This window comes from Aeromonas sp. QDB54, assembly GCF_027707385.1.
In the GTDB taxonomy this organism is placed as follows: Bacteria; Pseudomonadota; Gammaproteobacteria; order Enterobacterales; family Aeromonadaceae; genus Aeromonas; species Aeromonas hydrophila.
In genome coordinates this window covers 74,881-96,971 of sequence record NZ_JAPCIT010000007.1, presented here as the reverse complement: position 1 = coordinate 96,971, position 22,091 = coordinate 74,881, and the positions used below count along the sequence as shown (strand labels likewise).

Sequence of the window (22,091 nt, the reverse complement as noted above, 5' to 3'; positions counted from 1 at the left end):
CATCCAAACGAAAAGCCACGACCCGGGTCGTGGCTTTTTTTATGGGCGTTTTTGATGAGGGGGCAAGTTGTGGTGCCCAGAAGCAGGGCGCTGGGCTCACTCCTGGGTCAGCAGCGCGGTGAGCCGGGCGCGCACCCTCTCCACCAGTTCGCCCTCGCTCCCCTGCCAAGCTATGGCTTGCGCGATGGTGGTGGAGGTGGCGGGGAGAAAGCGCAGCTCGCCGCCCGCCAGCTCGTAGAAGCGGCTAGCCATCCGGGTGCCTTCATCCACATTGCCGGCCACCAGCAGCATGGCCTGGGCCAGCACGGCCCCGTGGTGATCCTGACCCGGCGCCAGCCAGCGCTGGGCGGTGCCGGTCACCTTGCGACCCCCGATCACCAGATTGTACTGGCCATCGCAAAACGAGCCGGGCACGAAGTCATAGCTGCCCACGAGACCGTATTCCCCGAGCAGCGCGAGCAGCGGCGCCCCCAGCAGCCGGTAGTAGTGAGCCAGATCCGTAGTGGTGCGAGGCAGCATGAGCGACAGATTGAGGATGCCGACGCCGTGGGGCACGGCGGTGCCGCCGCTGTCGCGCACATGCACGGGCCAGCCCTCGGCGGCAAGCTGCTCGCAGGCGGCCTGGTAGCGGGGCAAGCGGGTGTCCTTGCGGGTGACGATGAGGCATTGGGGCGCCTGCCAGAGGTGGGCGCGGGGCTGGCGGTCATGGGCGCATTCTCGCAACCAGCGCTGCTCCTCGGCCAGGATCTGATCCGGGGTGTGGCTGCTGGGCAGAGAGGGAAGCAGGGTATAGGGCATGAAAGGCATCCTGAGCAGAGGCTGCCCAGCACACTACCCGTGGCAGCGAAGGAGGTAAAGCCCCGCATGGCGGGGCTTTGGTGCAAGGATGGCGGAGTGTCAGACCTGTGCGGCGGCGCGCTTGGGCAGCAGCAGGTTCATGATGATGGCGGTGAGGCCGCCGGTGGCGACGCCGTAGGAGAGCACGCTCTTGGCCAGATCCGGCAGGTGCTGCAGCACTTCCGGCACCTGCGCCACCCCGAGGCCCATGGCCAGCGACACCGCCAGGATCATCAGGGCGCGGCGATCGAGCTCCTCGCGGGAGATGATGCGCACGCCGGCGGCGGCGATGGTGCCGAACATGACGATGGTGGCGCCCCCCAGCACGGGTTCGGGGATCTGCTGCACCAGGCTCGCCACCGCCGGGAACAGGCCGAGCAGCGCCAGCATGGCGGCGATGAACAGGCCGACGTGACGGCTGGCCACCCCGGTCAGCTGGATGACGCCGTTGTTCTGGGCGAAGGTGGACATGGGGAAGGTGGAGAACACCGCCGCCAGCATGGAGTTGGCGCCATCGGCCAGCACGCCGCCCTTGATCCGCGCCATGTAGACGGGCCCTTCCAGCGGCTCGCCGGAGATGTCGGAGGTGGCGGTCATGTCGCCGATGGCCTCGAGCGCCGTCACCACGAAGATGATGGCGAGCGGCACGAACAGCTGCCAGTCAAAGCCGAGCCCGTAATGGAGCGGGATCGGCACCATCAGCAGCGGGCCGTCGAAGGTGGGGGCGTTGACCTTGCCCAGCAGCAGCGCCACCGCATAGCCCACCAACATGGCGATCATGATGGCGGAGAGGCGCAGCCAGGGGTTGCGGCTGCGCTGCAACAACACGATGAGACCGAGCACCAGCAGGGAGAGGAAGAGGTTGGTGTGGCTGGCGAAGCTGCCGTCTGACAGGGCGCCGTAGCCGCCCCCCATGCTGATGAGGCCCACCTTGATGAGGGTCAGGCCGATGAGCAGCACCACGATGCCGGTCACCAGCGGGGTGATGATCCGTTTGACCAGGTGCAGGAAGCGGCTCATCACCACTATGGTGAGGGCGGCCGCCAGCATGGTGCCGAACAGGGTGCCCAGCAGATCCTCGGTGGGCATGGCCGCCTGCTTGAGGGCGAGGCCGGAGGCGATGATGGGGCCGAGGAAGTTGAAGCTGGTGCCCTGTACCGAGAGCAGGCCGGAACCGAGGGGGCCGAAGCGGCGGGTCTGGATGAAGGAGGCGATGCCGGACATGACCAGCGACATGGAGACGATATAGCGGGTGTCAGCGGCAGGGAGGCCGAGGGCGTTGGCAATGATGAGGGGCGGGGTGATGATGGCGACAAACATGGCGAGCATATGCTGCAGGGCGGCGAACAGGGTCTGGGGCAGGGGCGGGACATCCTCTATGCCATAGACCAGTTCGCTATGGGCTCGTCTGGGGGGATGGGCCTCTCGGGTTGCGCGTACGGCGGCAGCCTGTTCCATAAATACCTCGAATGTGTGGGGGAGGGGGCAGAAAATTGGGCGCTATTTTAGTGATTGAGAGCGGGCTGACCAGCGCTAATTCGGGTTGCAACGGGTTTATTTTTCGATGGGTTGAAACGTTTGCGCGTGGCGATTATGATCCGCCGGTTTGTGTGACGGCGCTCGCCCGGAAATGGGGCCGGTTGCATAGGATTTTGCCGCCGCACGGCGTAGAATGAGCCCTCTGTTGCGATTTGGAGGCTCTGGATGCTGAAGCTGTCGGAGTTCTGGAGTGCCCGTGCCCACTCCGAAGATTTTACCCTGACCCGCATGGGCTTTATGACGGTGCGTCTTCGGCTGCTCACCTGTCTGTTGATGGTGGGCCTGCCTGCCTGGGCGGTGGTGGACTGGCTGACCTTGCCCTCCGCCCAGTTCGATGAACTGTTTCAGGCCCGGATCTTCTGCCTGCTCGCCCTCTCCCCGCTCATCCCCTTCTCCTACCTCATCCACTTCAGACGCGAACGCATGAAGCTGGCGCTCGGCTACCTGATGGCGGTGATGATGCTCTTCTCCCTCATCTGCCTGCACAGCTTCGGCGCGGATCAGGAGCTGCAGGCGGGTTACATGGCGTTCCCCTACCTGCTCATCAGCCTGTTCGCCATCTTCCCCATTCCACTCTCCCTCGGTCTGCAGCTGGCGAGGGGCATTCTGGTCACCATGCTGGCCGGCAACTGGCTGCTGGTGGGGCAGCCGCTCTGGAGCGTGCAGACCCTCAACCAGATCTGGCTGCTGGGGCTGTTTGCCCTGGCCAGCAGCTGGGTGCAGTGTGGCCAGCTCAACATGCTGCTGCAGCTCTACCGGGAGTCCACCACCGACAAGCTGACCGGCATGATGAACCGTCGCCTGCTGATGAAACAGCTGGAGAAGGCGCGGATGAGCATGATCCGCAAGCAGGCGCCGTTCGCGGTGCTGCTGCTGGATCTGGACCGCTTCAAGCGCATCAACGATACCTTCGGCCATCTGGCGGGGGATGCGGTGCTCAAGGAGGTGGCGGCGACCCTGGCGGAGCAGCTGGAGCCCGGCATGGTGCTGGGCCGCTACGGCGGCGAGGAGTTTGCCATCCTGCTGCCCAACTGCGCCGAGCTGGCCCAGGCCAAGCGGGTGGCCGAGCGGCTGCGGGTGGCGGTGGAGGCGCGGCTGGTGAAGAGCCCCACCTCGGACGAACTGCTGGAGGTGACGGTGAGTATCGGCCTGACCCTGGCCCTGCGCGGCGAGGGGGTCGAGGATCTGCTCAACCGGGCCGACGAGTGCCTCTACATGGCCAAGATGGCCGGGCGCAACTGCGTGGTGGGGGAGCTGGGTGGCAAGCCGGCACAGCCTGCCGCCATACAGACAGATGCCGCCTGAGGGCGGCATCTTGCTTGCGCTGGGTTGAGCGGGCTCAGCCCAGCTGGTACTTGCCGGAGAGCTGCTGGGCCAGCAGCTTGAACATGTTGAACACTGCCATGGTCTTGCCGGTCGGGGTGCCATCTTCGGCCAGGAAGAACTCCCCCTTGAACACCAGGATCTCCCCCTTCTGCTCCACCGAGTCGGCACGCATGCCGTGGATGAAGTCTTCGTGTTCCTTGATGATCTTGTTGGCCATCTCCAGCAGGGCAGTCTCGGTGATCAGCTCTTTTTGTGGTTGCATGCTCGTCTCCTTAAACGACTACTGGGCAGGGGCATAATGTCGCTGTACGCGGTGCGCCCTGCCTCTGATTGAAGAGGGGGCCAGCATACTGCAAACGGGGATTTTCTGTCATTGATATGACCCCGCATTTTCCCGCTTTGCTCTCTTCCCTTATCCCAGCACCAGATTTCTGAGCCAGCGGCGCTGGCGAATGCGACGCTGCACCAGCAACACCTTGCTGAGCTCTTCCAGCAACACCACCGCCACCACCCAGGAGAGGGGCCAGCCGAGCAGGTTGACCGCCCCCCAGGCGAGTGGCAGGCCGATGCACCACATGCCGACGATGTCGATGAAGATGCTGTAGTTCACATCCCCGCCCGAGCGCAGCACCCCTATGATGCCCACCATGTTGAACACCTTGAGCAGCATGCCCAGACACATGATGGCGAGCACCTGGCCGGCCTCCGTCATCAGCTCACCCGGCAGGTTGCCGACCCACTGCAGCAGGTGGGTCTGCAGCAGCCAGACCGCAATCCCCACCAGCAGGGCACCGATGGGGGCGAGCAGCAGAAAGAGCTGGGAGTGCTGCCAGGCAACCTCGTACTCTTCCGCCCCGAGCCGGTGGCCGAGCAGGGTGGAACAGGCCACCGCCAGTCCGAAGAAGAGGGAAATGAGGATGCTCTCCAGCGTGCCGAGGGTGGTCATGATGGCCAGCGAGTCGGTGCCAAGGTGGGCGTAAAGAAAACCGTAGAGCAGCATGCCGAAGGCCCAGAGCCCGTCGTGGAACAAGAGCGGCAGGGCGATCAGGGTGAAGCGCACCACCTCCTTGCGCTTGAAGGCGGCCAGCCAGTCATCTTTTCGCGGGATCAGGCGCGCCTCGTAGCGTCTCACGTAGAGCAGCAGCAGGGTCGTTTGCAGCAGCCGTGAAAGGGTGGTGCCCCAGGCCGAGCCGGCCACCCCCATCGCCTCGAAGCCGAAATGGCCGAAGATGAGGGCGTAGTTGAGGATGACGTTGGCAACGATGGCGATGATGCCGATGCGGGTGGGGGCGGCGGCATTGCCGACCGAACGCAGCGCCGACTCCAGCGGTACCACCACGGCGGTGCAGAGGATGGTGGCGCCGGTGATCATCAGAAACTGATCGGCCAGCTCGCGCAGCGCGGGCTCCTGGCTGGCAAAGCCGAGCACACTGCCCGGTGAGAGCACGTAGACGAGGGCAAACGGCAGGCTCACCAGCAGGGCCCCCACCAGCGCCAGCGCCAGCGAGCGGCGCACCCCGGCCATCTCGCCACGACCGTAATACTGTGCCGCCAACACCGAGACCCCGCCCGAGAGTCCCGCTATCACCAGCAGATTGAAGAAGAAGACCCGGTTACCCAAGCCGACCGCCGCCACAGCCGTGGTGCCAAGCTGGCTCACCATCATGATGTCGATGAGGCCGAGCAGGGAGAACATCATGGATTGCAGCGAGACCGGCAGGGCCAGCCGCCACAATCGGGTCATGAACTCACGATCGGTGGTTTGTTTTAAAATCGCTTGCCAATAATTCATTTATGTTAACCGGGTAGATAAAAAGCAAGGTTCGTCATGGGTATGATAAGGGCAGTGGCGAGCGACTTCACTGTGAGCCTCTCTCGGCTTTCTTGTGTAAAACTATCCTGTTGAGGTGTTATGCCGTTTGTCAGCGAGTGTCTGGAAATTGCCCCGGCCTGTGAGGAGCGGATGCTGGGGCGTGAAGGCTTGCCGCTGCTCGGCGAGGCGGGCATCTTCCTGACCGGGCTCTCGAGCATTCGCGATCACTACCTGATCCGTCGCAACCGGCCGGAGTTTCACATCCTGATGGTGAGCCACGACGAGGGGGGCGCTTTGCTCACCGATGGTGGCGAGCAGCCCATCCCGGCCGGTTCGCTCATCTTCTTGCCGGCGGCAGTGCCCGGTGGTCTCAAGCTGGTGGGGGCGCAGTGGCGCACCAGCTGGATCCTGCTGGATGATGTGCCGCGCTGGCAGCACCTGCACCGGCTCGGCCACCGCATCTGGCAGGGGGAGGAAGGGGAGCAGCTCTATCACCTGCTCAGCCTGATGCAGGGGGAAGGCACTCGTTCACCGCTGCAGCCCCAGTTGCTCAGCCTGCTGCTGGCGCTCCTGGAGCGCACCCTGCAGGGGGAGGTGCGCGGCACGCCTGAGCTCAGGCTGCAGGCGCTGTTTCGGCGGGTGGAGGCGCGCCTCGACGAGCCCTGGAGCGTGGCGTTGCTGGCCGATCAGATGGCCTGCTCGGTGCCCCATCTGCATCGGCTCTGCCAGCAGGCGTTCGGCATGGGGCCCATGGCGAAGGTGACCGAACTCAGGATGAACAAGGCGCGCCAGCTGCTGCTCTACACCAACTGGCCCCTCGGCGAGCTGGCTGGCCGGGTCGGTTACAGCGACGGCGCCAACTTTGCCAACCGCTTTCGCCAGCTCACTGGTCTGACCCCCGGCGCCTTTCGTCGCCTGGGTCGCAAACCTTTTGCAACGGATGTGCAAACTCTTTGAAATTAATGGCGCAAGCCCATAGGATCGGCGGACTCCTTCGTCCAGGTCATCGTTTAGGTACCCGATCCATGTTTGAAGATAATAATCAGAAACGTCCCCTCTACATCCCCTATGCCGGTCCGGCCCTGCTGGAGACCCCGCTGCTCAACAAGGGCAGCGCCTTCACCAGCGAAGAGCGCAGCAACTTCAACCTCGAAGGTTTGCTGCCCCAGAATATCGAGACCATCGAAGAGCAGGCCGAGCGGGCCTACCGTCAGTTCATGGCGTTCGGCAACGACATGGACAAGCACATCTACCTGCGCAACATCCAGGACACCAACGAGACGCTGTTCTACCGGCTGCTGACCAACCACCTGACCGAGATGCTGCCGGTCATCTACACCCCGACCGTCGGCAAGGCGTGCGAGGAGTTCTCCAACATCTATCGCCGCGCCCGCGGCCTCTTCATCTCCTATCCGGACAAGGACAGGATCGATGACATGCTGCAAAACGCCACCAAGCAGAACGTCAAGGTGATCGTGGTCACCGACGGTGAGCGGATCCTGGGTCTCGGCGATCAGGGCATCGGCGGCATGGGCATTCCCATCGGCAAGCTGTCGCTCTACACCGCCTGTGGTGGCATCTCGCCTGCCTACTGCCTGCCGGTGGTGCTGGACGTGGGTACCAACAACCAGCAGCTGCTGAATGACCCCTTCTACATGGGCTGGCGCAATCCGCGCATCTCGGGCGAAGAGTATGCCGAGTTCGTCGACGCCTTCATCCAGGCGGTCAAGCGCCGCTGGCCCGACATCCTGCTGCAGTTCGAGGACTTCGCCCAGAACAACGCCATGCCGCTGCTCAACCGCTACAAGAACGAGCTCTGCTGCTTCAACGACGACATTCAGGGTACCGCCGCCGTGACGCTGGGCAGCCTCATCGCCGCCTGCAAGGCCTCCGGCGCCAAGCTCTCCGAGAAGCGGGTCGCCTTCCTCGGCGCCGGCAGCGCCGGTTGCGGTATCGCCGAGCAGATCGTGGCGCAGATGAAAGCCGAGGGGCTGACCGATGCCCAGGCCCGCAGCCGGGTCTTCATGGTGGACCGGTTTGGCCTCATCACCGACAAGATCCCCAACCAGCTCGACTTCCAGCGCCGCCTCTCCCAGCCGGTGGAGCGCATCGCCGATTGGCCGGTGGGGGACAACATCTCCCTGCTGGAGGTGATGGAACACGGTCGCCCGGACATCCTGATCGGGGTCTCCGGCCAGCCGGGGCTGTTCACCGAAGAGGTGGTCAAGACCATGCACAAGCACTGTGCCCGCCCCATCATCTTCCCGCTCTCCAACCCCACCTCCCGGGTCGAGGCGACACCGGCAGACCTCATCCGCTGGACCGACGGCCAGGCGCTGGTGGCCACCGGCAGCCCGTTTGCACCGGTGGAGTACAAGGGCAAGCGCTACGTCATCGCCCAGTGCAACAACTCCTTCATCTTCCCGGGGATCGGCCTTGGCGTCATCGCCGCCGGCGCCACCCGGGTGACCGACGCCATGCTGATGTCGGCCAGCCGTGCGCTGGCGGAGTGCTCACCGCTGGTGAAGGGGGAGGAGGGCTCCTTGCTGCCGGATCTGGCGGACATTCATCAGGTTTCCCGCTACATCGCCAAGATGGTGGCCAAGACTGCCATGCTGCAGGGCAAGGCGGTGCAGACCCCGGACGAGGTGATCGATCAATCCATCGAGGCCAACTTCTGGCGCCCCGAGTATCGTCGCTATCGCCGTACCTCCTTCTGATTTCGGCGGGAAGGCACAAAGCAAAAGGGATGCCTCGGCATCCCTTTTTTGTGCATCGCGTTGTGGGTGGGCTTGCTCACCACCTGTTGTTATCTGCACCTCTTCACACGTCTGGCGCTGTGCTCTCTTCGTAGCTGGAATTACTGCTCGGCCGGGGCAGCGGCTGCCTCGGGGGCACCCTGAGTGCCGGTGACCCTGACTTCTACCCGGCGATCCGGTGCCAGGCAGTCGATGAGGGCGGCCCTGGCCTTGATGGCATCACACTGGCTGCCGGTAACCGGGTTGCTCTCGCCATTGCCCTGGATGCTCACCTTGTCGGCGGGCAGCCCCTTGCCGATCAGGAAGTTGGCGACCGTGCTGGCGCGGGCCTCCGACAGCGCCTGGTTGTTGGCATCCGACCCGATGCGGTCGGTGTAGCCCATCACCACGGCGTTGCCATCCTTGGGCTTGACGTCGGCTATCTGCTGATAGAGCGACTCCAGCGCCTGCATCCCCTCCGGTTTCAGCTCCGCCTTGCCGAACGCAAACAGCACGTCCGAACTCAGGTTGAAGGTCTGATCCACCGGTTCGGGAGCGGGTGGTGGCGGGGGAACGACCATGGGGGCTGGGGCCGGCTCGACTGGTTTGCTGCGGTTGGGGTGGATCACCAGCTCCAGGGTGGCGGTGCTGATGTCGCTGACCCAGCGCTGGGTGCCGCTGCCCACCTTGTCATTGTCGGGATCGTCGCCGACCCGGACCATGTAGCGGTAGCGGGCCTGGATGTCGACCCAGTCGTGCAGCTTGGCGGTGAGGCCGAGGCCGGCCAGCGGCGCCAGGTTGTTGTCGCCGCCGTTGATGGACTTGACGTGGTAGACATAACCGCCGCCCTCGGCGAAAACCGAGAAGATATTCCCCAGTGGCAACCGACCAATCACCGACAGGGTGGCGCCCTGGCTGCTGAAGTCGTTGCCCTGTACGTCCCAGTCTCCGGTGGACAGGTAGCCGAGCTCAGCCCCCAGATTCTCGGTGAAGTTGTAGCCGCCGAACAGGGAGAGCGCGGTGGCGTCCTTGCTCGCATCCTTGCCAAAGTCACCCAGATCGTGAGCGATGGCCCAGCCACCTCCCACCCCGGCGTACCAGTCGTTGTCCGGCGCCGCCTGTGCGCCCGTGGCTGCCAGTGCCAATGCAATCCAAACAGGTTTTACTCTTATGTTCATCGCGTATCCTCGTCGATGTCTGGTGTAGTAGGGCGCAAGCCCTGTTGTGTACAACCACCACTATTTATAGGCGATGCAGGGTTTTTAACCACTTAGGTGGTATCGAGGATGGCAATGAGCGGGATCTGCGGGTCAGCCGAGGTACTCAGGGTGAGCGCCAGGCAATAAAAAAGGAGGCCAGATGGCCTCCTTTTCGGTCACCAAGGTGACTTACTGGGTGACTTGCTGTACGCCGGTGACGCGCACTTCTACGCGACGATCCGGGGCCAGGCAGGCGATCAGCTGGGCCTTGGCCTTGATGCCGTTGCACTGGGTGCCGGTGACCGGGTTGGCTTCGCCACGACCTTCGATGGCTACCTTGCCGGCAGGCAGACCCTTGCCGACCAGGAAGTCGGCCACGGTGCGAGCACGGGCTTCAGACAGCTTCAGGTTGTAGGCGTCGGAGCCGATGCGGTCGGTGTAACCAACGACCACGGCGCTGCCATCTTTCGGCTGTACGTCGACGATCTGTTGATACAGGGTGTTCAGGGCGGCAACGCCTTCCGGTTTCAGGGTGGATTTGCCGAAGGCAAACAGCACGTCTGAGCTCAGGGCGAAGTTCTTGTCGACCACGACTGGCTCAGGAACCGGCTCGGGAGCCGGTGCCGCTACCGGTGCCACGTAAGTGGAGCGGTTCGGGTGCATCACCAGTTCCAGGGTGGCCACGCTCATGTTGGTTTCCCAGGTCTTCTGCTCGTCACCCAGGTTCCACATGTAGCGGTAACGGGCTTGCAGATCGATCAGGTCAGAGAGCTTGGCGGTGACGCCCAGACCGGCCAGCGGCGCGGTGCCGTTGTCGCTGCTGCCGTTGCCGTTGACGTGGTTGAAGTAGGCGCCGCCTTCTGCAAACACGGAGAAGATGTCGCCGAGCGGCAGACGAGCCAGACCGGACAGGGTTGCGCCCTGGGTCTTGAAGTCAACGCCATCGACGCCACCCTTGCCGGCGTAGAGATAACCCAGCTCGGCGCCGAAGTTATCGTTGAAGTTGTAGCCGCCAAACAGGGAGAGCGCGGTGGCATCCTTGTCGGCATCTTTGCCAAAGTCGTTCAGGTCGTGGCCATAAGCCCAACCAGCACCGATACCTGTGTACCAGTCGTTGGCAGCCTGAGCGGTGGAAGTCCCCATGGCCGCGATGGCCAGAGCAATCAGGGCGGGTGCCATTTTCATTTTCATCGTTTTATCCTCGTTGAGTTTGCCGTGCTAGGGCGTACTGCGCACTCTTCAGTTATACCGGTCACAAGTGACAATTCAGCTGCGACCGCCATGGTGAACCACGGTTGGCCTGAATGAAAAAAGAGATGGTTCCTGGATACTCACGAAGCCTTGGCTCCATGGACAACTAACCGGGCCGGAAGCACTTTTAATAGTTCATCCAATGCCTTACAAGCGGGGTTACTGTATTCTTTTGACTCGCGTTGATCAAGTTTCTGTACAGATATCCAGCGCTGGCGCGGCTCTGCACGGGGTGCTAGAAAACTGGCGGAGGGAAACGATTTGACAGAAAGTGACGCGCGTTGCTGTGTTTTTGGTCAGCTGGCGGCGATGAGACAAACAAAAGGGGATGCCGTGGCATCCCCTTTTCGCATCATCTGAACGGAGTCAGATTACTTCTGAACTTCTTGTACGCCGGATACGCGAACTTCAACGCGACGGTCCGGAGCCAGGCAGGAGATCAGCTGAGCTTTGGCTTTCACGCCGTTGCACTTGGTGCCGGTAACCGGGTTGGCTTCGCCACGACCTTCAACAGCAACCTTGCTGGCGGCCATGCCTTTGCTGACCAGGAAGTTGGCAACAGTGCGAGCGCGGGCTTCGGACAGCTTCTGGTTGTAAGCGTCGGAACCGATGCGGTCGGTGTAACCAACGACAACAGCGTTGCCATCTTTCGGCTGGAATTCAACGATTTGCTGGTACAGACCGTTCAGGGCAGCAACGCCTTCCGGCTTCAGGCTGTCTTTGCCAAAGGCAAACAGCACGTCGGAGTTCAGGGCGAAGTTCTTCTCGACAACCTGCGGAGCCGGAGCCGGAGCTTCTTCAACAACCGGGGCCGGAGCCGGGGCTACGTAGGAAGTGCGGAACGGGTGGTATACGGCTTCCAGGGTCGCAACGCTCTGGTTGGACTTGTAGCGTACGTCGTCCGGGGCATCGCCTGCGTGCAGGTCAGCCACGTCCCACATGTAGCGGTAACGAGCTTGCAGATCCAGCGCGTCGTTAACCTTGTAGGTCACGCCCAGGCCGGCCAGCGGGGATACTTTGGTGTCGCTGGTGCCCAGACCGTCGGTGTGAGCCCAGTAGGCGCCGCCTTCAGCGAAGGCTGAGAAGTCGCCGCCCAGCGGCAGACGAGCGATACCGGACAGGGTGGCACCCTGGTTCTCGTAACGCAGACCGTCGGTGTTGCCGCGGCCAGCGTACTGGTAGCCGAACTCGGTACCGAAGTTTTCGGTGAAGTTGTAACCGACGAAGGCGTTGGCAGCAGCAGCGTCTTCAGTACCAGCGTAACCGCCACCACCGATCTTGTTCAGACCGTTGAAGTGGGCAGCACCGGCACCGGCACCGAAGTAGATGTCGTCAGCGGCGTGAGCTGCAGTTGCACCCATGGCAGCCATGGCGATGGCGATCAGGGAAGGAGCCATTTTCATCATAAAAAAATCCTCGTTGAGATGGCACGTTGTTCACGTGCTTCGCACTTTTTAATTTATGTAAGCTGCAGGCTCTGCCGAACAACAGCGTTGAGTCTGGCAGGGATCCCGGATCCATCCGGGAGGCACACATTCCTGGTGCACAAGCGAGCGGGTGGCAGCGTAAGCAATGCCTTCAACCCTTCACGAACAGCCGATGTCATTCCGATGACGTGGCGCACTCTATGCCGATTTCAAAACATGATCAAGCTCACACATAATCCATATGGCAAATTGTGTCGTGTGGATAACTGGCTGTTTATCCAAATTAATTAGTGATCCAAATAGGCTCGGTGCAGTCTCTTCTCGAGTTTCATATAGGCCTGAACCCAGTCAGATTGCGCCATGGCGGGAAATTCCCTCGCCTGGAACACGGCCAGGTAATCGGCCTCGGTTGCTTCGCACAGTAAGGGTGTAAAACTGCACAAAAAATGACGGGCCAGGTAGGGATCGAGCGGCCAGATGTTGAGGATGGCTCGCGCCACAGGCTGTACTGCAGCTGAACAGCAGAAATGCAGGTGGCCTGCTTCGAGCCAGTTGGCCATCTCGGCCAGACCGTTGACGGGGACCAGGCCGCCATCGCCCAGCTCTTTGGCCAGTACCAGATGCTGGCCATTGCCAAGCAGCAGGGTTCCATCTTCCTGCATGATGCCGTCGTGACTGCGCAATGGCAGCCCGGTTGCGGGCCGCTCAAGAAACAGGCTGCTCTTGTCATCGAGCGCAGCCAAAACTGCTGTCGCCTGATCATGCAGCACTGCGGGCAACCAGAAGGCCTCGGCACGAGTCTGCTGGCCTTGCTGCAGTTGACGAGCGAGTTCTGCGGGGATGGTGACAGGGTGTAAACAGGAGATTATGCCGGGAAGCGCCATGAGTTCTTACTCTTAAGGGATAGCCGGCGAATTATACGAGTTATTCCTGTGGCAACAATAAAGGTTTCTTTTCGAGACTGTTTACCTGAGGCGGTTGAGCGATTACCATCCCCGATGTTTGCAAGGGTTGTCGTCGAAAGACGCTGATTAAAGATAGAGGCTCGACCATAACGAGTCCGTTCAAAACTGATACACTTGACTACGAGTCGTCGCGAAAAATAAAGGTGGAGTCAATCCGCCGTACGGAGTATGGAACACATGAATTCAAATATCGTAACTGTTGGCAAGAAGATCCGTCAGATCCGTGAAGCGGTCGGCCTGAGCCGTCCCAAGTTTGCAGATCTGCTGGGCGTTCCCCCGACCACCCTGAAGAACTACGAACTGGGTTATCGTGAAGTTGGTGGCGCCTTCCTGGTGGCACTGGCTCATCACCCGGAACTGCACAAGTTCACCCTCTGGCTGCTGGCTGACAAAAAAGTCGCCGAAATCGGTCAGATCGGCCCGGACGATATTGCCAAGGCTTGATTTGATTGAGCTTTGACAAAAATGCCGCCATCGAGGCGGCATTTTTTTATCCATCAAATAACCAGCGAAATTAATTAAATTTGGCTAATTGTGCTCTCACCAAGGCTTTTCACGAAAATACCTTGGCAAGCCGGATTAATCCTCAGAAAATTCTGACCGCTAAAATTAGCGGTATCCCTCGCATGATGCGCACAGTGAGACAAGCATGAGTCAAATCCCTCCCAAGGCCAGAGATGGCTTTACCAGCAAATTCGGCGTCCTTGCCGCCACCCTGGGCTCAGCCGTCGGGCTGGGAAATATCTGGAAGTTTCCCTACCTGACGGGCGAAAACGGCGGTGCCGGTTTCCTGCTGGTCTATGTCATCGCGACGCTGCTGGTCGGGCTGCCGGTGATGATCTCCGAGATCATGCTGGGGCGCAAAGGCAAGTCCGATGCCGTCACCACCCTCAGCAAGCTGGCCCCCAAGGGGCAGCCCTGGTGGTTGATCGCGGCCATGGGGGTGCTGGCCGCCTTCCTTATCATGTCTTTTTATTCCGAGGTGGCAGCCTGGGTCTTTGCCTACATCTTCAAGGCCGTTGACGGCTCCATCCTGTCGACCGATCCCAAGGTGACCGGGGCGGCCTTCGGGGCGCTGATCAGCGACCCGCTGCAGAGTCTGCTCTGGCAGTGGCTGGTGCTGGCTCTGATGGGCGGCATCCTGCTGATGGGGGTCTCCAAGGGGATCGAGGCGGTGACCAAGAAGCTGATGCCGGTGCTCTTCATTCTGCTGCTCGTTATCGGCATCCGCAGCCTGACCCTGCCGGGTGCGAGCCAGGGGCTGCACTTTCTGTTCTCACCGGATTTTTCCAAGATAACGGCCGGGGTAGTGCTGACCGCCATGGGGCTGGCCTTCTTCAAGCTCTCCATCGGCATGGGTTGCATGATGACCTATGGCAGCTACTTTCGGGATGATCAGAACATCCCGCTGACCACCTTCCGGGTGATGTGCGCCGACCTGTTCGTCTCCATGCTGGCCGGCATCGCGATCTTCCCGGCGGTATTCGCCTTCGGTTTTGAGCCCACCGCCGGTCCCTCTTTGCTATTCATCACCATTCCGGCGGTCTTTGCCAGCATTCCGTTTGGCCACCTGTTCATGGTGCTGTTCTTCGTGCTCTCAGCCATCGCCGCCACCGGCGCCATGCTCTCCATTCTGGAAGTGCCGGTCTCGGTGGTGTCAGAGCGATTTGGCATGAGCCGCCCCAAGGCGACCCTGCTCAACCTGCTGGTGCTGGGGGCGGTGGGGTCGACCTGCGCGCTCTCCAACAGCTCGCTGGCGGACGTTCATATCGCCGGCAAGACCTTCTTCGACCTGTTCGATTTCGTCTCCTCCAACGTATTGATGCCTCTTGGCGGCATCTTCCTCTGCCTGTTCGTGGGCTGGGTGTGGGGCTTCGAGCGAATGAAGGAGGCGCTGACCAACGGCGGCGAGCTGGAGCTGGCGATCCTCAAGCCGCTGTTCTTCATCATCCGTTACGTGTCGCCGCTGCTGATCCTGATCGTGATGCTGAAGGGGTTGGGGCTGTTCTAGCCGGTCGTGCTGGGCCCACAGTTCCCACAGCAAAAGAGCGCCGCAAGGCGCTCTTTTTGTTGGGGATGACGAATCTGGTGAACCGTACTAGAGCACACCGAGGCGGCCGAGTTCATCCTTGAGCTGGTCGAGGTTGCGCTCGACGCAGGCTTCGCCCTCGTTGATGGCGTCGCTGGCGCGGTGGAAATCCATGATGGAGAAGCTGCCAAGGCGCGGGCAGAGCTGGATCTCGGGCGGGTCACCGGCCATCCGGGCGCGGGTGATGCGCTCCTGCATGATGTTGATGGAGCCGGTCATCACGCTCCACATGCCCGGCGTGTTGGGGCTGTCGCCCCGGTTGAACCACTGGCTGAAGCGGTTGCCGCCGCTCGGTTCATCCGGCTCGTCGGTCCAGGGCTGGTGCATGTCGGCGTTGAGGTTGACGGCGATCACCACCTCGGCCCCCATGGCGCGGGCCAGCGAGATGGGCACCGGGTTGACCACGGCACCGTCCACCAGCCAGCGATCCTCGACCCGGGTCGGGGTCAGGATGCCGGGCATGCCGCAGGAGGCGCGCACGCACTGGCGCAGCGGCCCCTGCTGCAGCCAGATCTCGCGGCCGGTGTCGAGCTCGGTGGCGACGCAGGCAAAGGGCAGCGGCAGCGTTTCGATGGCGGGATCACCCAGGTGGTTGGCGGCGATGCCGAACACCTTCTCGCCACGAAACAGGCCGCCGGAGAGGGCCGGATCGAGCAGGCTGACCACCTGCAAGCGGCTGAAGCCGCGTACCCAGCTCTCCAGCTTGTCCAGTTCACCGGCGGCATAGGCGGCGCCGACAAAGCTGCCGATGGAGCATCCCGCCACCAGATCCGGTTTGACGCCGAGCCGCTCCAGCGCCCGTATGATGCCGATGTGTGCCCATCCACGGGCCGCGCCGCTGCCAAGAGCCAGTCCCACACGGGGTTTTCGTGCCACTTTGTCTCTCCAGGAGTGAGTGAGAAAGCCAGCTTACCCGCAGTTGCCGGCGCCGTCATCCTGCCAGCGTTCGCTGCGATTGCGGCCGTTGGCCTTGGCCTGATAGAGCGCCACGTCGGCCCGCCGAATGGCCTCCTGCAACTGGGTATCGGTGGTGCTGTGGTGGTAACCCAGGCTGACGGTCACCGCCAGGGCCGGCGCCAGCTCCTGCCAGGGGTGGCGGGCGATGCGCAGACGCAGCTGCTCGGCCAGCTGGTCGAGTGGTTCGCCCCCTTTGGCCGCCAGCAGCAGAAACTCCTCGCCGCCCCAGCGGATCAGGGCGTCTTCCCGGCGCAGTTGCTGTTGGCACAGGCGCACCAGCTGGATCAGCACCTGATCGCCCACCTCGTGGCCAAAACGGTCGTTGACCTGCTTGAAGTGATCGCAATCGAACATGATTACCCCGACGCTGCCCCCGCGCTGCTGATGGCGGCGCTCAAACTCGTCGAAGTAGTGGCGGTTGAAGGCGCCGGTCAGGGCATCGTGGCGAGAGAGATAGTCCAGCTGCCGGTTCAGGCGGCGAGACTTGAGATTGGCAAGCACGGCCCAGGCCATGAAGAACAGGGCGATCAGGGTCGGAGCGGACTGGCAGAGCAGGGCCCACAGCAGGGAGGGCAGGGGGATGCGGTGGAGCAGGGTGAGCTCGGTGTCAGGAATGGCGTACTGGAACTGAAACGCCCCCTGCTGCCAGCGGTAGCCATCCCGAGCCGTTGATGGCTTTGGGACGAAATCGACCTCCTGATTGCTGCTGGCGAGGATCTGCTGATGCTGGTTGACCAGAAACAGGGTGCCTATGCCGGGGGTGGATTCGCGCAGCAGCTGCTCCAGCCGGGAGAGTAGTACATCGATGCTGATGACGCCCACCAGCACCTGATCCTTCACGATGGGTTGTGACAGGGTGATCATCTGGCCCGCGCCGGCAAAGTCCTCGTAGGGGCGCGAGACGGTGGCGTGCAGGCTCTTCTCCTTCTGTTTCAGGGCATCCTGCCAGTAGGACTTGAGATAGATGTTGCGCCGAAAGTGAAACTGGCTGGCGGGTACCCAGGGGTAGAGATAGACGAAGTCATCGACCCCGGTGAAGTAGAGCCAGCCGACCTTGTCCCCCAGCAGCTTGCTGGCGGTGGAGAGCAGGGGGGAGAGGCTCAGCGCCAGGTGCAGCCTGGCGGCGCGCTGGCTGCCGGGGGCCGGCAGCGGCCCCAGTCCGGTCAGGTTGCCGCTCAGCCCCTTGGGCAGGTTGGCGGGCACCCGATCCAGCGCAAAGCCCTGGTCACCATTCTCTCGCAGGGCGCCGTAGAGCTGCTGGGTGAGGGCGGATTGCGGGTTGCTGCGCAGCCGCTCTTCTGCCTGACCGCGCATGGCCTCGAGAAAGGTTTCCATCTGCTGAAACTGGGATTTCAAGCGGGAGGCTGTGCTGAGGGTGTCGCTCTGATAATGGTCGGTGACCTGGGTCAGGGTCAGCTTGAGAGTGATGGCCAGCAGCAGGGCGACGAAGGCGCAGAGCAGCCATTGCAGACGATAGGTAACAAAATGAGATCTGGGTTCAGGCATAGGCGTTAAGCGGGATCCGGACAGGTTCGGAGCATCAGTTTAGGGCACAATCGTGAAGCCCGTCTTCTGCTACTGCTATTTCAATCAAATATCGCCGTTTCTGTTACGTTTTGTCACATTTATACATAGTCACGGCATAGTCAGGGGGTAACATGGTGACCATCATTGATGAAGTGCCCTCTTTTCTCTTAATTTCATGGATTGCTTGATGAAAATGCGTATATGGCTGGTGCTTGCCTGCCTCTCTCTGCTGATTTCCGCCGGCTGGTATTACCGCCACTCCGCCCCTGCCGGCAAACCCCAGCCACGTCAGGTCAACATCAGGGCGCAGACGGTCAGCCAGAGCCTGGCCGAACCCTCCATCAAGCTGGTGAGCAAGCTGGCCGCCAATCGCTCCGTGGTGATAAGCCCGGAGGTGACCGGTCGCATCGTCAAGATCGCGGTGCGCTCCGGCCAGCAGGTCAAGCAGGGGGACGTGCTGATCGCCCTCGACGCCGGCAAGCAGCAGGCGGAGCTGGCCGAGCAGAGCGCCAGCGTGCGCGACGAGAGCCGCAAGCTGCGGGACATGCGCCGGCTGGTGGCGCGCGGTGCCATCACCACTTCCGAGCTGGAAGGGCAGGAGGCCACGGTCGCCCAGGCTCAGGCCCGCGCCGATGCCGCCAAGTACGAGCTCTCCCTGCGCACCCTGCTGGCGCCGTTCGACGGCTCGGTCAGCCTCATCGATCTGAGCGAAGGGGCCCTGGTCAACAGCGGCGATACCCTGCTCCACCTGGACGAGCTGGCCAAGCTGCGGCTCGATCTGGCGGTGCCTGAGCGCTACCTCTCGCTGCTGCGCCCCGGCATGGCGGTGGCGGCGACCAGTTCGGCCTGGCCGGACCAATCTTTCCGCGGTGTGCTGGAGACGCTGGACAGCCGCGTCTCCAACGATACCCAGAACATCAAGGCGCGGGTGATCATCCCCAATCCAGATGGTCAGCTGCGCCCCGGCATGCTGCTCAACGTCGAACTCTCCCTGCCGCCACAGAAGATGACCCTGATCCCCGCCCAGTCGGTGGAGTATGCCGGCGAGCAGCGCTTCGTCTATCGTCTTGAAGCCAATGGCAAGGTCAAGCGGGTGCCGGTGGTGCTGGGGGATACCCATGGCGAAGAGGTGTGGGTGACCGAAGGGCTCAAGGTAGGCGATCGCATCGTGGTCGAGGGGCTGGTCAACCTGCGTGACGGCGTCAGCGTGCACGATCTGGCGGAGGTCAAAGGCTGATGTGGCTCTCCGATATCTCTGTCCGCCGCCCGCTGGTGGCGGTGGTGCTGAGCGCGCTGCTCACCGTGTTCGGTCTGGTGGCGTTTTCCAAGCTGACGGTGCGGGAGATGCCGGACGTGCAGACGCCGTCCGTCTCCATCACCACCATGTACGAGGGGGCCGCCCCCGCCGTCATGGAGAGCCAGGTCACCAAGCCCATCGAGGATCAGCTCTCCGGCATCAGCGGCATCAAGAACATCAACTCGGTGACCCGCAAGGGGCGCTCGGTCATCACGGTGGAGTTCAAGCTCGGCTGGAACATGGTAGAGGGGATCTCCGATGTGCGCGACGCCATCTCCCGCGCCCGTCCCAAGCTGCCGGACGAGGTGGATGAACCCCTGGTCACTAAGGACAACGGCAACGGCGACGTGGCGGTCTGGCTCAACTTCAGCAGCACCCAGATGGACCGCACCGCCATGACCGACTATGCCAACCGGGTGCTGGTGGATCCCTTGAGCCTGGTGGACGGGGTGAGCGAGGTATCGCTCTCCGGCGACCTGACCCAGGTGATGTACGTGCGACTGCGTCCAGCCGACATGGCGGCGCGCGGCGTCACGGTGGCGGATGTGCAGGATGCCCTCAAGCGCGAGAACATCGAGCTGCCGGGCGGCGAGATCCGCAACAACAGCATGACCATGGCGGTGCAGATCGCCCGCCTCTATCACACCGCCGCCGATTTCCAGGCGCTGCAGGTGCGCACCGCCACCAACGGCCAGAGCATCTATCTGGCCGACATCGCCGATGTGGAGGTGGGGGCCAAGAACGAAGACAGCGCTTACCAGCGCAATGGCCGCGAAAGCTTGGGGATCGGCATCGTCGCCCAGTCCACCGCCAACCCGCTGGCAGTGGCGCAGGGGGTCGAGAAGAAGATGGCTGAGATGCAGCGCTTCCTGCCAGAGGGGGCAACGCTGGAGGTCGACTACGACTCCACCATCTTCATCAAGCAGGCCATCGACGAGGTGTACGAGACCCTCGCCATCTGCGCCGTGCTGGTGGTGGCCGTGCTCTACCTGTTCCTGGGGCAGGGGCGTACCACCCTCATTCCGGCCATCACGGTGCCGGTGTCCCTCATCTCCGCTTTTATCGGCGCCTGGTATCTGGGCTTTTCCATCAACCTCATCACCCTGTTGGCGCTCATTCTCGCCATCGGTCTGGTAGTGGATGACGCCATCGTGGTGGTGGAGAACATTCACCACCATCTGCAGCGCGGCGAACCGCCCCTGCTGGCGGCCTGGCACGGCACCCGCGAGGTGGGCTTTGCGGTGATCGCCACCACCGCCGTGCTGGTGATGGTGTTCGTGCCCATCGCCTTCATGGATGGCATGGTGGGCCGGCTCTTTACCGAGTTCGCCATCCTGCTGTCGCTGGCGGTGCTCTTCTCGTCGCTGATCGCGCTCACCCTGACCCCAGCCATGGGCTCCTGGCTGATGCGCTCGGTGGATCGGCCCAACTGGTTGACGGCGGCGCTCGATCGCGGCCTCGGCTGGGTGGAGACCCACTACCGCCGGCTGCTCGGCGGGATGCTGCACCACTCGCGCTGGACCCCGCTGGTGCTGGTGCTCTGCCTTGGCGGTATTGGCGCCCTGTTTGCCCAGCTGCCTACCAGCCTGACCCCGACCGAGGATCGGGGCGTGCTCTACGTGTTCGTCAAGGGGGCCGAGGGCACCAGCATCGAGCGGATGAAGCGCAACATGCAGCAGGTGGAGGCAGCCATCATGCCGCTGCTTGGCAAGGGGGTGGTGCAGGCCATGAGCTTCAGTACCCCGGCCTTCGGCCGCGGCGGCGATCAGACCGGCATGGCCATCATCCAGCTCACCGACTGGGCCGAGCGGGATGAGACCGCCACCGAATTTGCCAAGTCCCTGAGCGGGCGGCTGGCCGGTATTCCGGACGTGATGATCCGCACCTTCCAGCCGGGCTTTCGCGGCGGCTCCACTGCGGCGGTGCAGTTCGTGCTGCAGGGTTCCGATTACGCCGAGCTCTATCAGCAGGGGTTGGCCCTGAAAGAGGCGGCAGCCCAGAGCGGCCTGATGGAGACACCGGATCTCGACTATGCCGAGAAGACCCCGGAGCTGCAGGTGACCATAGAGCGGGATCGGGCCAACCAGCTCGGCATCCCGGTCTCCACCGTGGCGAGCTCCCTGCAGGCCCTGCTCGGCGGCATCAGCCAGACCACCTATGTCGACAGAGGAGAGGAGTACGACGTCTACCTGCGCGCCAACCAGCGCGACTTCAACGGCGTCTCCGACTTGAGCCGCATCTACCTCAAGGCGGCCAATGGCGAGATGGTGACCCTCTCGACCCTGGCCACCGTCAAGCAGGTGGCGAGCCCGCAGCGCCTCAACCACTACCAGCGTCAGAAGGCGGTGACCCTGACCGCGGATCTGGCGCCGGGCCATACCCTGGGCGAGGCGCTGGATTACCTCGACGGCTGGGCCAGCGCCAACCTGCCAAGCGGCATGACGGTGGATTATGCCGGTGAGTCCAAGGACTATCGCGACAACCAGGGCGAGATGGTGATGGTGTTCGCTCTGGCCCTGCTGGTGGTCTATCTGGTGCTGGTGGCCCAGTTCGAGAGCATGCTGACCCCGGCGGTGGTGATGGTGACGGTGCCGCTCGGCATCTTCGGCGGTCTGCTCGGCCTCTGGTTGACGGGGCAGGAGATGAGCATCTACAGCCAGATCGGCATGATCATGCTGATCGGCATGGTGACCAAGAATGGCATCCTGATCGTCGAGTTCATCAACCAGTTGCGCCAGCGCGGCGAGGGGTTCAACGAGGCGATCATCGCAGGCTCGGTGCGCCGCTTGCGCCCCATTCTGATGACCTCGCTCACCGCCATCATAGGGGCCGTGCCGCTGATGCTCTCCATGGGGGCGGGCTACGAGAGCCGGATGTCGGTGGGGACAGTGGTTTTCTTCGGGTTATCGCTCGCGACCCTGGTGACCCTGCTGCTGGTGCCCGCCATCTACCATCTGCTGGCCAAACGGGCCGGCATGACTGGAGCGCGGGATCAACAGGTGGACGAAGCGCTGGCGGCCAGCGAGGCCGCCTCGCAGCAGGACAAACCGGCGGCCTGATGCCTACACCCATATAGGTGAAAGCAACGCAAGCTGATGGCATCCTCGGGTGAGCAGGTTAATATGT

17 protein-coding genes are annotated in these 22,091 nt (G+C 62.7%); 7 read left to right on the top strand and 10 right to left on the bottom strand.

Annotated elements, in window-relative coordinates; all coding sequences use genetic code 11:
* Nucleotides 1-96: 96 nt before the first annotated feature.
* Nucleotides 97-798: a lipoyl protein ligase domain-containing protein gene (locus PG881_RS08815; RefSeq protein WP_202002748.1), complete on the bottom strand. Its 702-nt coding sequence runs from the start codon at nt 796-798 to the stop codon at nt 97-99.
* A 99-nt stretch (nt 799-897) separates the two neighbouring features.
* On the bottom strand, nt 898-2,295 hold the full coding sequence (locus PG881_RS08810) for a nucleobase:cation symporter-2 family protein (protein ID WP_085734677.1): 1,398 nt from the start codon (nt 2,293-2,295) through the stop codon (nt 898-900).
* Nucleotides 2,296-2,541: 246 nt separating this feature from the next.
* Between PG881_RS08810 and PG881_RS08805 the strand changes: the two genes are divergently transcribed.
* Entirely contained in the window at nt 2,542-3,681 is a 1,140-nt protein-coding gene (locus PG881_RS08805) for a GGDEF domain-containing protein (protein WP_270799377.1), read from the top strand.
* A gap of 34 nt (nt 3,682-3,715) precedes the next feature.
* Here the strand turns inward: PG881_RS08805 and PG881_RS08800 are convergent, their stop codons facing one another.
* Both PG881_RS08800 and PG881_RS08795 read right to left on the bottom strand, forming a co-directional pair.
* Nucleotides 3,716-3,964: a YciN family protein gene (locus PG881_RS08800; protein ID WP_005298586.1), complete on the bottom strand. Its 249-nt coding sequence runs from the start codon at nt 3,962-3,964 to the stop codon at nt 3,716-3,718.
* Between the two features lie 150 nt (nt 3,965-4,114).
* Nucleotides 4,115-5,494, bottom strand: a complete 1,380-nt coding sequence (locus tag PG881_RS08795; RefSeq protein WP_270799374.1) for an MATE family efflux transporter — start codon at nt 5,492-5,494, stop codon at nt 4,115-4,117.
* Nucleotides 5,495-5,614: 120 nt separating this feature from the next.
* On the opposite strand from PG881_RS08795, the gene PG881_RS08790 reads away from it, so the two are divergent.
* Together PG881_RS08790 and PG881_RS08785 are read left to right on the top strand one after the other, a co-directional pair.
* Nucleotides 5,615-6,472, top strand: coding sequence for a helix-turn-helix transcriptional regulator (locus tag PG881_RS08790; protein ID WP_270799372.1), 858 nt, complete (start codon nt 5,615-5,617; stop codon nt 6,470-6,472).
* 68 nt (nt 6,473-6,540) lie between these two features.
* Entirely contained in the window at nt 6,541-8,235 is a 1,695-nt protein-coding gene (locus tag PG881_RS08785; RefSeq protein WP_011705191.1) for an NAD-dependent malic enzyme, read from the top strand.
* A gap of 140 nt (nt 8,236-8,375) precedes the next feature.
* On the opposite strand, the gene PG881_RS08780 is transcribed toward PG881_RS08785, so the two are convergent.
* From PG881_RS08780 to PG881_RS08765, 4 genes are all read right to left on the bottom strand, one after another.
* Nucleotides 8,376-9,431, bottom strand: coding sequence for an OmpA family protein (locus tag PG881_RS08780; protein WP_270799370.1), 1,056 nt, complete (start codon nt 9,429-9,431; stop codon nt 8,376-8,378).
* Between the two features lie 210 nt (nt 9,432-9,641).
* Nucleotides 9,642-10,643, bottom strand: coding sequence for a porin OmpA (gene ompA / locus PG881_RS08775; protein WP_016349943.1), 1,002 nt, complete (start codon nt 10,641-10,643; stop codon nt 9,642-9,644).
* Between the two features lie 431 nt (nt 10,644-11,074).
* Nucleotides 11,075-12,109, bottom strand: coding sequence for an OmpA family protein (locus PG881_RS08770; protein ID WP_011705194.1), 1,035 nt, complete (start codon nt 12,107-12,109; stop codon nt 11,075-11,077).
* A 308-nt stretch (nt 12,110-12,417) separates the two neighbouring features.
* Nucleotides 12,418-13,014 (bottom strand): hypothetical protein, encoded by a 597-nt coding sequence (locus PG881_RS08765; RefSeq protein WP_039215332.1) that lies wholly within the window; start codon nt 13,012-13,014, stop codon nt 12,418-12,420.
* Between the two features lie 258 nt (nt 13,015-13,272).
* On the opposite strand from PG881_RS08765, the gene PG881_RS08760 reads away from it, so the two are divergent.
* Nucleotides 13,273-13,539, top strand: coding sequence for a helix-turn-helix domain-containing protein (locus PG881_RS08760; protein WP_005298604.1), 267 nt, complete (start codon nt 13,273-13,275; stop codon nt 13,537-13,539).
* Between the two features lie 205 nt (nt 13,540-13,744).
* Entirely contained in the window at nt 13,745-15,106 is a 1,362-nt protein-coding gene (locus PG881_RS08755; RefSeq protein ID WP_039215335.1) for a sodium-dependent transporter, read from the top strand.
* An 87-nt stretch (nt 15,107-15,193) separates the two neighbouring features.
* Here PG881_RS08755 and PG881_RS08750 read toward each other — a convergent pair whose 3' ends face one another.
* Together PG881_RS08750 and PG881_RS08745 are read right to left on the bottom strand one after the other, a co-directional pair.
* Nucleotides 15,194-16,060 (bottom strand): patatin-like phospholipase family protein, encoded by an 867-nt coding sequence (locus PG881_RS08750; protein WP_011705198.1) that lies wholly within the window; start codon nt 16,058-16,060, stop codon nt 15,194-15,196.
* A 33-nt stretch (nt 16,061-16,093) separates the two neighbouring features.
* Nucleotides 16,094-17,647: a sensor domain-containing diguanylate cyclase gene (locus PG881_RS08745; protein WP_270799365.1), complete on the bottom strand. Its 1,554-nt coding sequence runs from the start codon at nt 17,645-17,647 to the stop codon at nt 16,094-16,096.
* A gap of 208 nt (nt 17,648-17,855) precedes the next feature.
* Here PG881_RS08745 and PG881_RS08740 point away from each other — a divergent pair, with 208 nt between their 5' ends.
* Both PG881_RS08740 and PG881_RS08735 read left to right on the top strand, forming a co-directional pair.
* Nucleotides 17,856-18,905 carry an efflux RND transporter periplasmic adaptor subunit gene (locus PG881_RS08740; protein WP_270799363.1) on the top strand — a complete coding sequence of 350 codons (1,050 nt, stop codon included), beginning with the start codon at nt 17,856-17,858 and terminating at the stop codon, nt 18,903-18,905.
* Entirely contained in the window at nt 18,905-22,024 is a 3,120-nt protein-coding gene (locus tag PG881_RS08735) for an efflux RND transporter permease subunit (protein ID WP_270799361.1), read from the top strand. Before PG881_RS08740 ends, PG881_RS08735 begins: the two co-directional genes overlap by 1 nt.
* Nucleotides 22,025-22,091 lie beyond the last annotated feature (67 nt).

What these genes read in the sequence shown, in the direction of transcription:
- PG881_RS08745 (WP_270799365.1), bottom strand. Translation starts at nt 17,647, where the DNA reads ATGCCTGAACCCAGATCTCATTTTGTTACCTATCGTCTGCAATGGCTG.
- PG881_RS08800 (WP_005298586.1), bottom strand. Translation starts at nt 3,964, where the DNA reads ATGCAACCACAAAAAGAGCTGATCACCGAGACTGCCCTGCTGGAGATG.
- PG881_RS08740 (WP_270799363.1), top strand. Translation starts at nt 17,856, where the DNA reads ATGAAAATGCGTATATGGCTGGTGCTTGCCTGCCTCTCTCTGCTGATT.
- PG881_RS08810 (WP_085734677.1), bottom strand. Translation starts at nt 2,295, where the DNA reads ATGGAACAGGCTGCCGCCGTACGCGCAACCCGAGAGGCCCATCCCCCC.
- ompA (WP_016349943.1), bottom strand. Translation starts at nt 10,643, where the DNA reads ATGAAAATGAAAATGGCACCCGCCCTGATTGCTCTGGCCATCGCGGCC.
- PG881_RS08760 (WP_005298604.1), top strand. Translation starts at nt 13,273, where the DNA reads ATGAATTCAAATATCGTAACTGTTGGCAAGAAGATCCGTCAGATCCGT.
- PG881_RS08735 (WP_270799361.1), top strand. Translation starts at nt 18,905, where the DNA reads ATGTGGCTCTCCGATATCTCTGTCCGCCGCCCGCTGGTGGCGGTGGTG.
- PG881_RS08815 (WP_202002748.1), bottom strand. Translation starts at nt 798, where the DNA reads ATGCCCTATACCCTGCTTCCCTCTCTGCCCAGCAGCCACACCCCGGAT.
- PG881_RS08785 (WP_011705191.1), top strand. Translation starts at nt 6,541, where the DNA reads ATGTTTGAAGATAATAATCAGAAACGTCCCCTCTACATCCCCTATGCC.
- PG881_RS08790 (WP_270799372.1), top strand. Translation starts at nt 5,615, where the DNA reads ATGCCGTTTGTCAGCGAGTGTCTGGAAATTGCCCCGGCCTGTGAGGAG.
- PG881_RS08805 (WP_270799377.1), top strand. Translation starts at nt 2,542, where the DNA reads ATGCTGAAGCTGTCGGAGTTCTGGAGTGCCCGTGCCCACTCCGAAGAT.
- PG881_RS08755 (WP_039215335.1), top strand. Translation starts at nt 13,745, where the DNA reads ATGAGTCAAATCCCTCCCAAGGCCAGAGATGGCTTTACCAGCAAATTC.
- PG881_RS08780 (WP_270799370.1), bottom strand. Translation starts at nt 9,431, where the DNA reads ATGAACATAAGAGTAAAACCTGTTTGGATTGCATTGGCACTGGCAGCC.
- PG881_RS08795 (WP_270799374.1), bottom strand. Translation starts at nt 5,494, where the DNA reads ATGAATTATTGGCAAGCGATTTTAAAACAAACCACCGATCGTGAGTTC.
- PG881_RS08765 (WP_039215332.1), bottom strand. Translation starts at nt 13,014, where the DNA reads ATGGCGCTTCCCGGCATAATCTCCTGTTTACACCCTGTCACCATCCCC.
- PG881_RS08770 (WP_011705194.1), bottom strand. Translation starts at nt 12,109, where the DNA reads ATGATGAAAATGGCTCCTTCCCTGATCGCCATCGCCATGGCTGCCATG.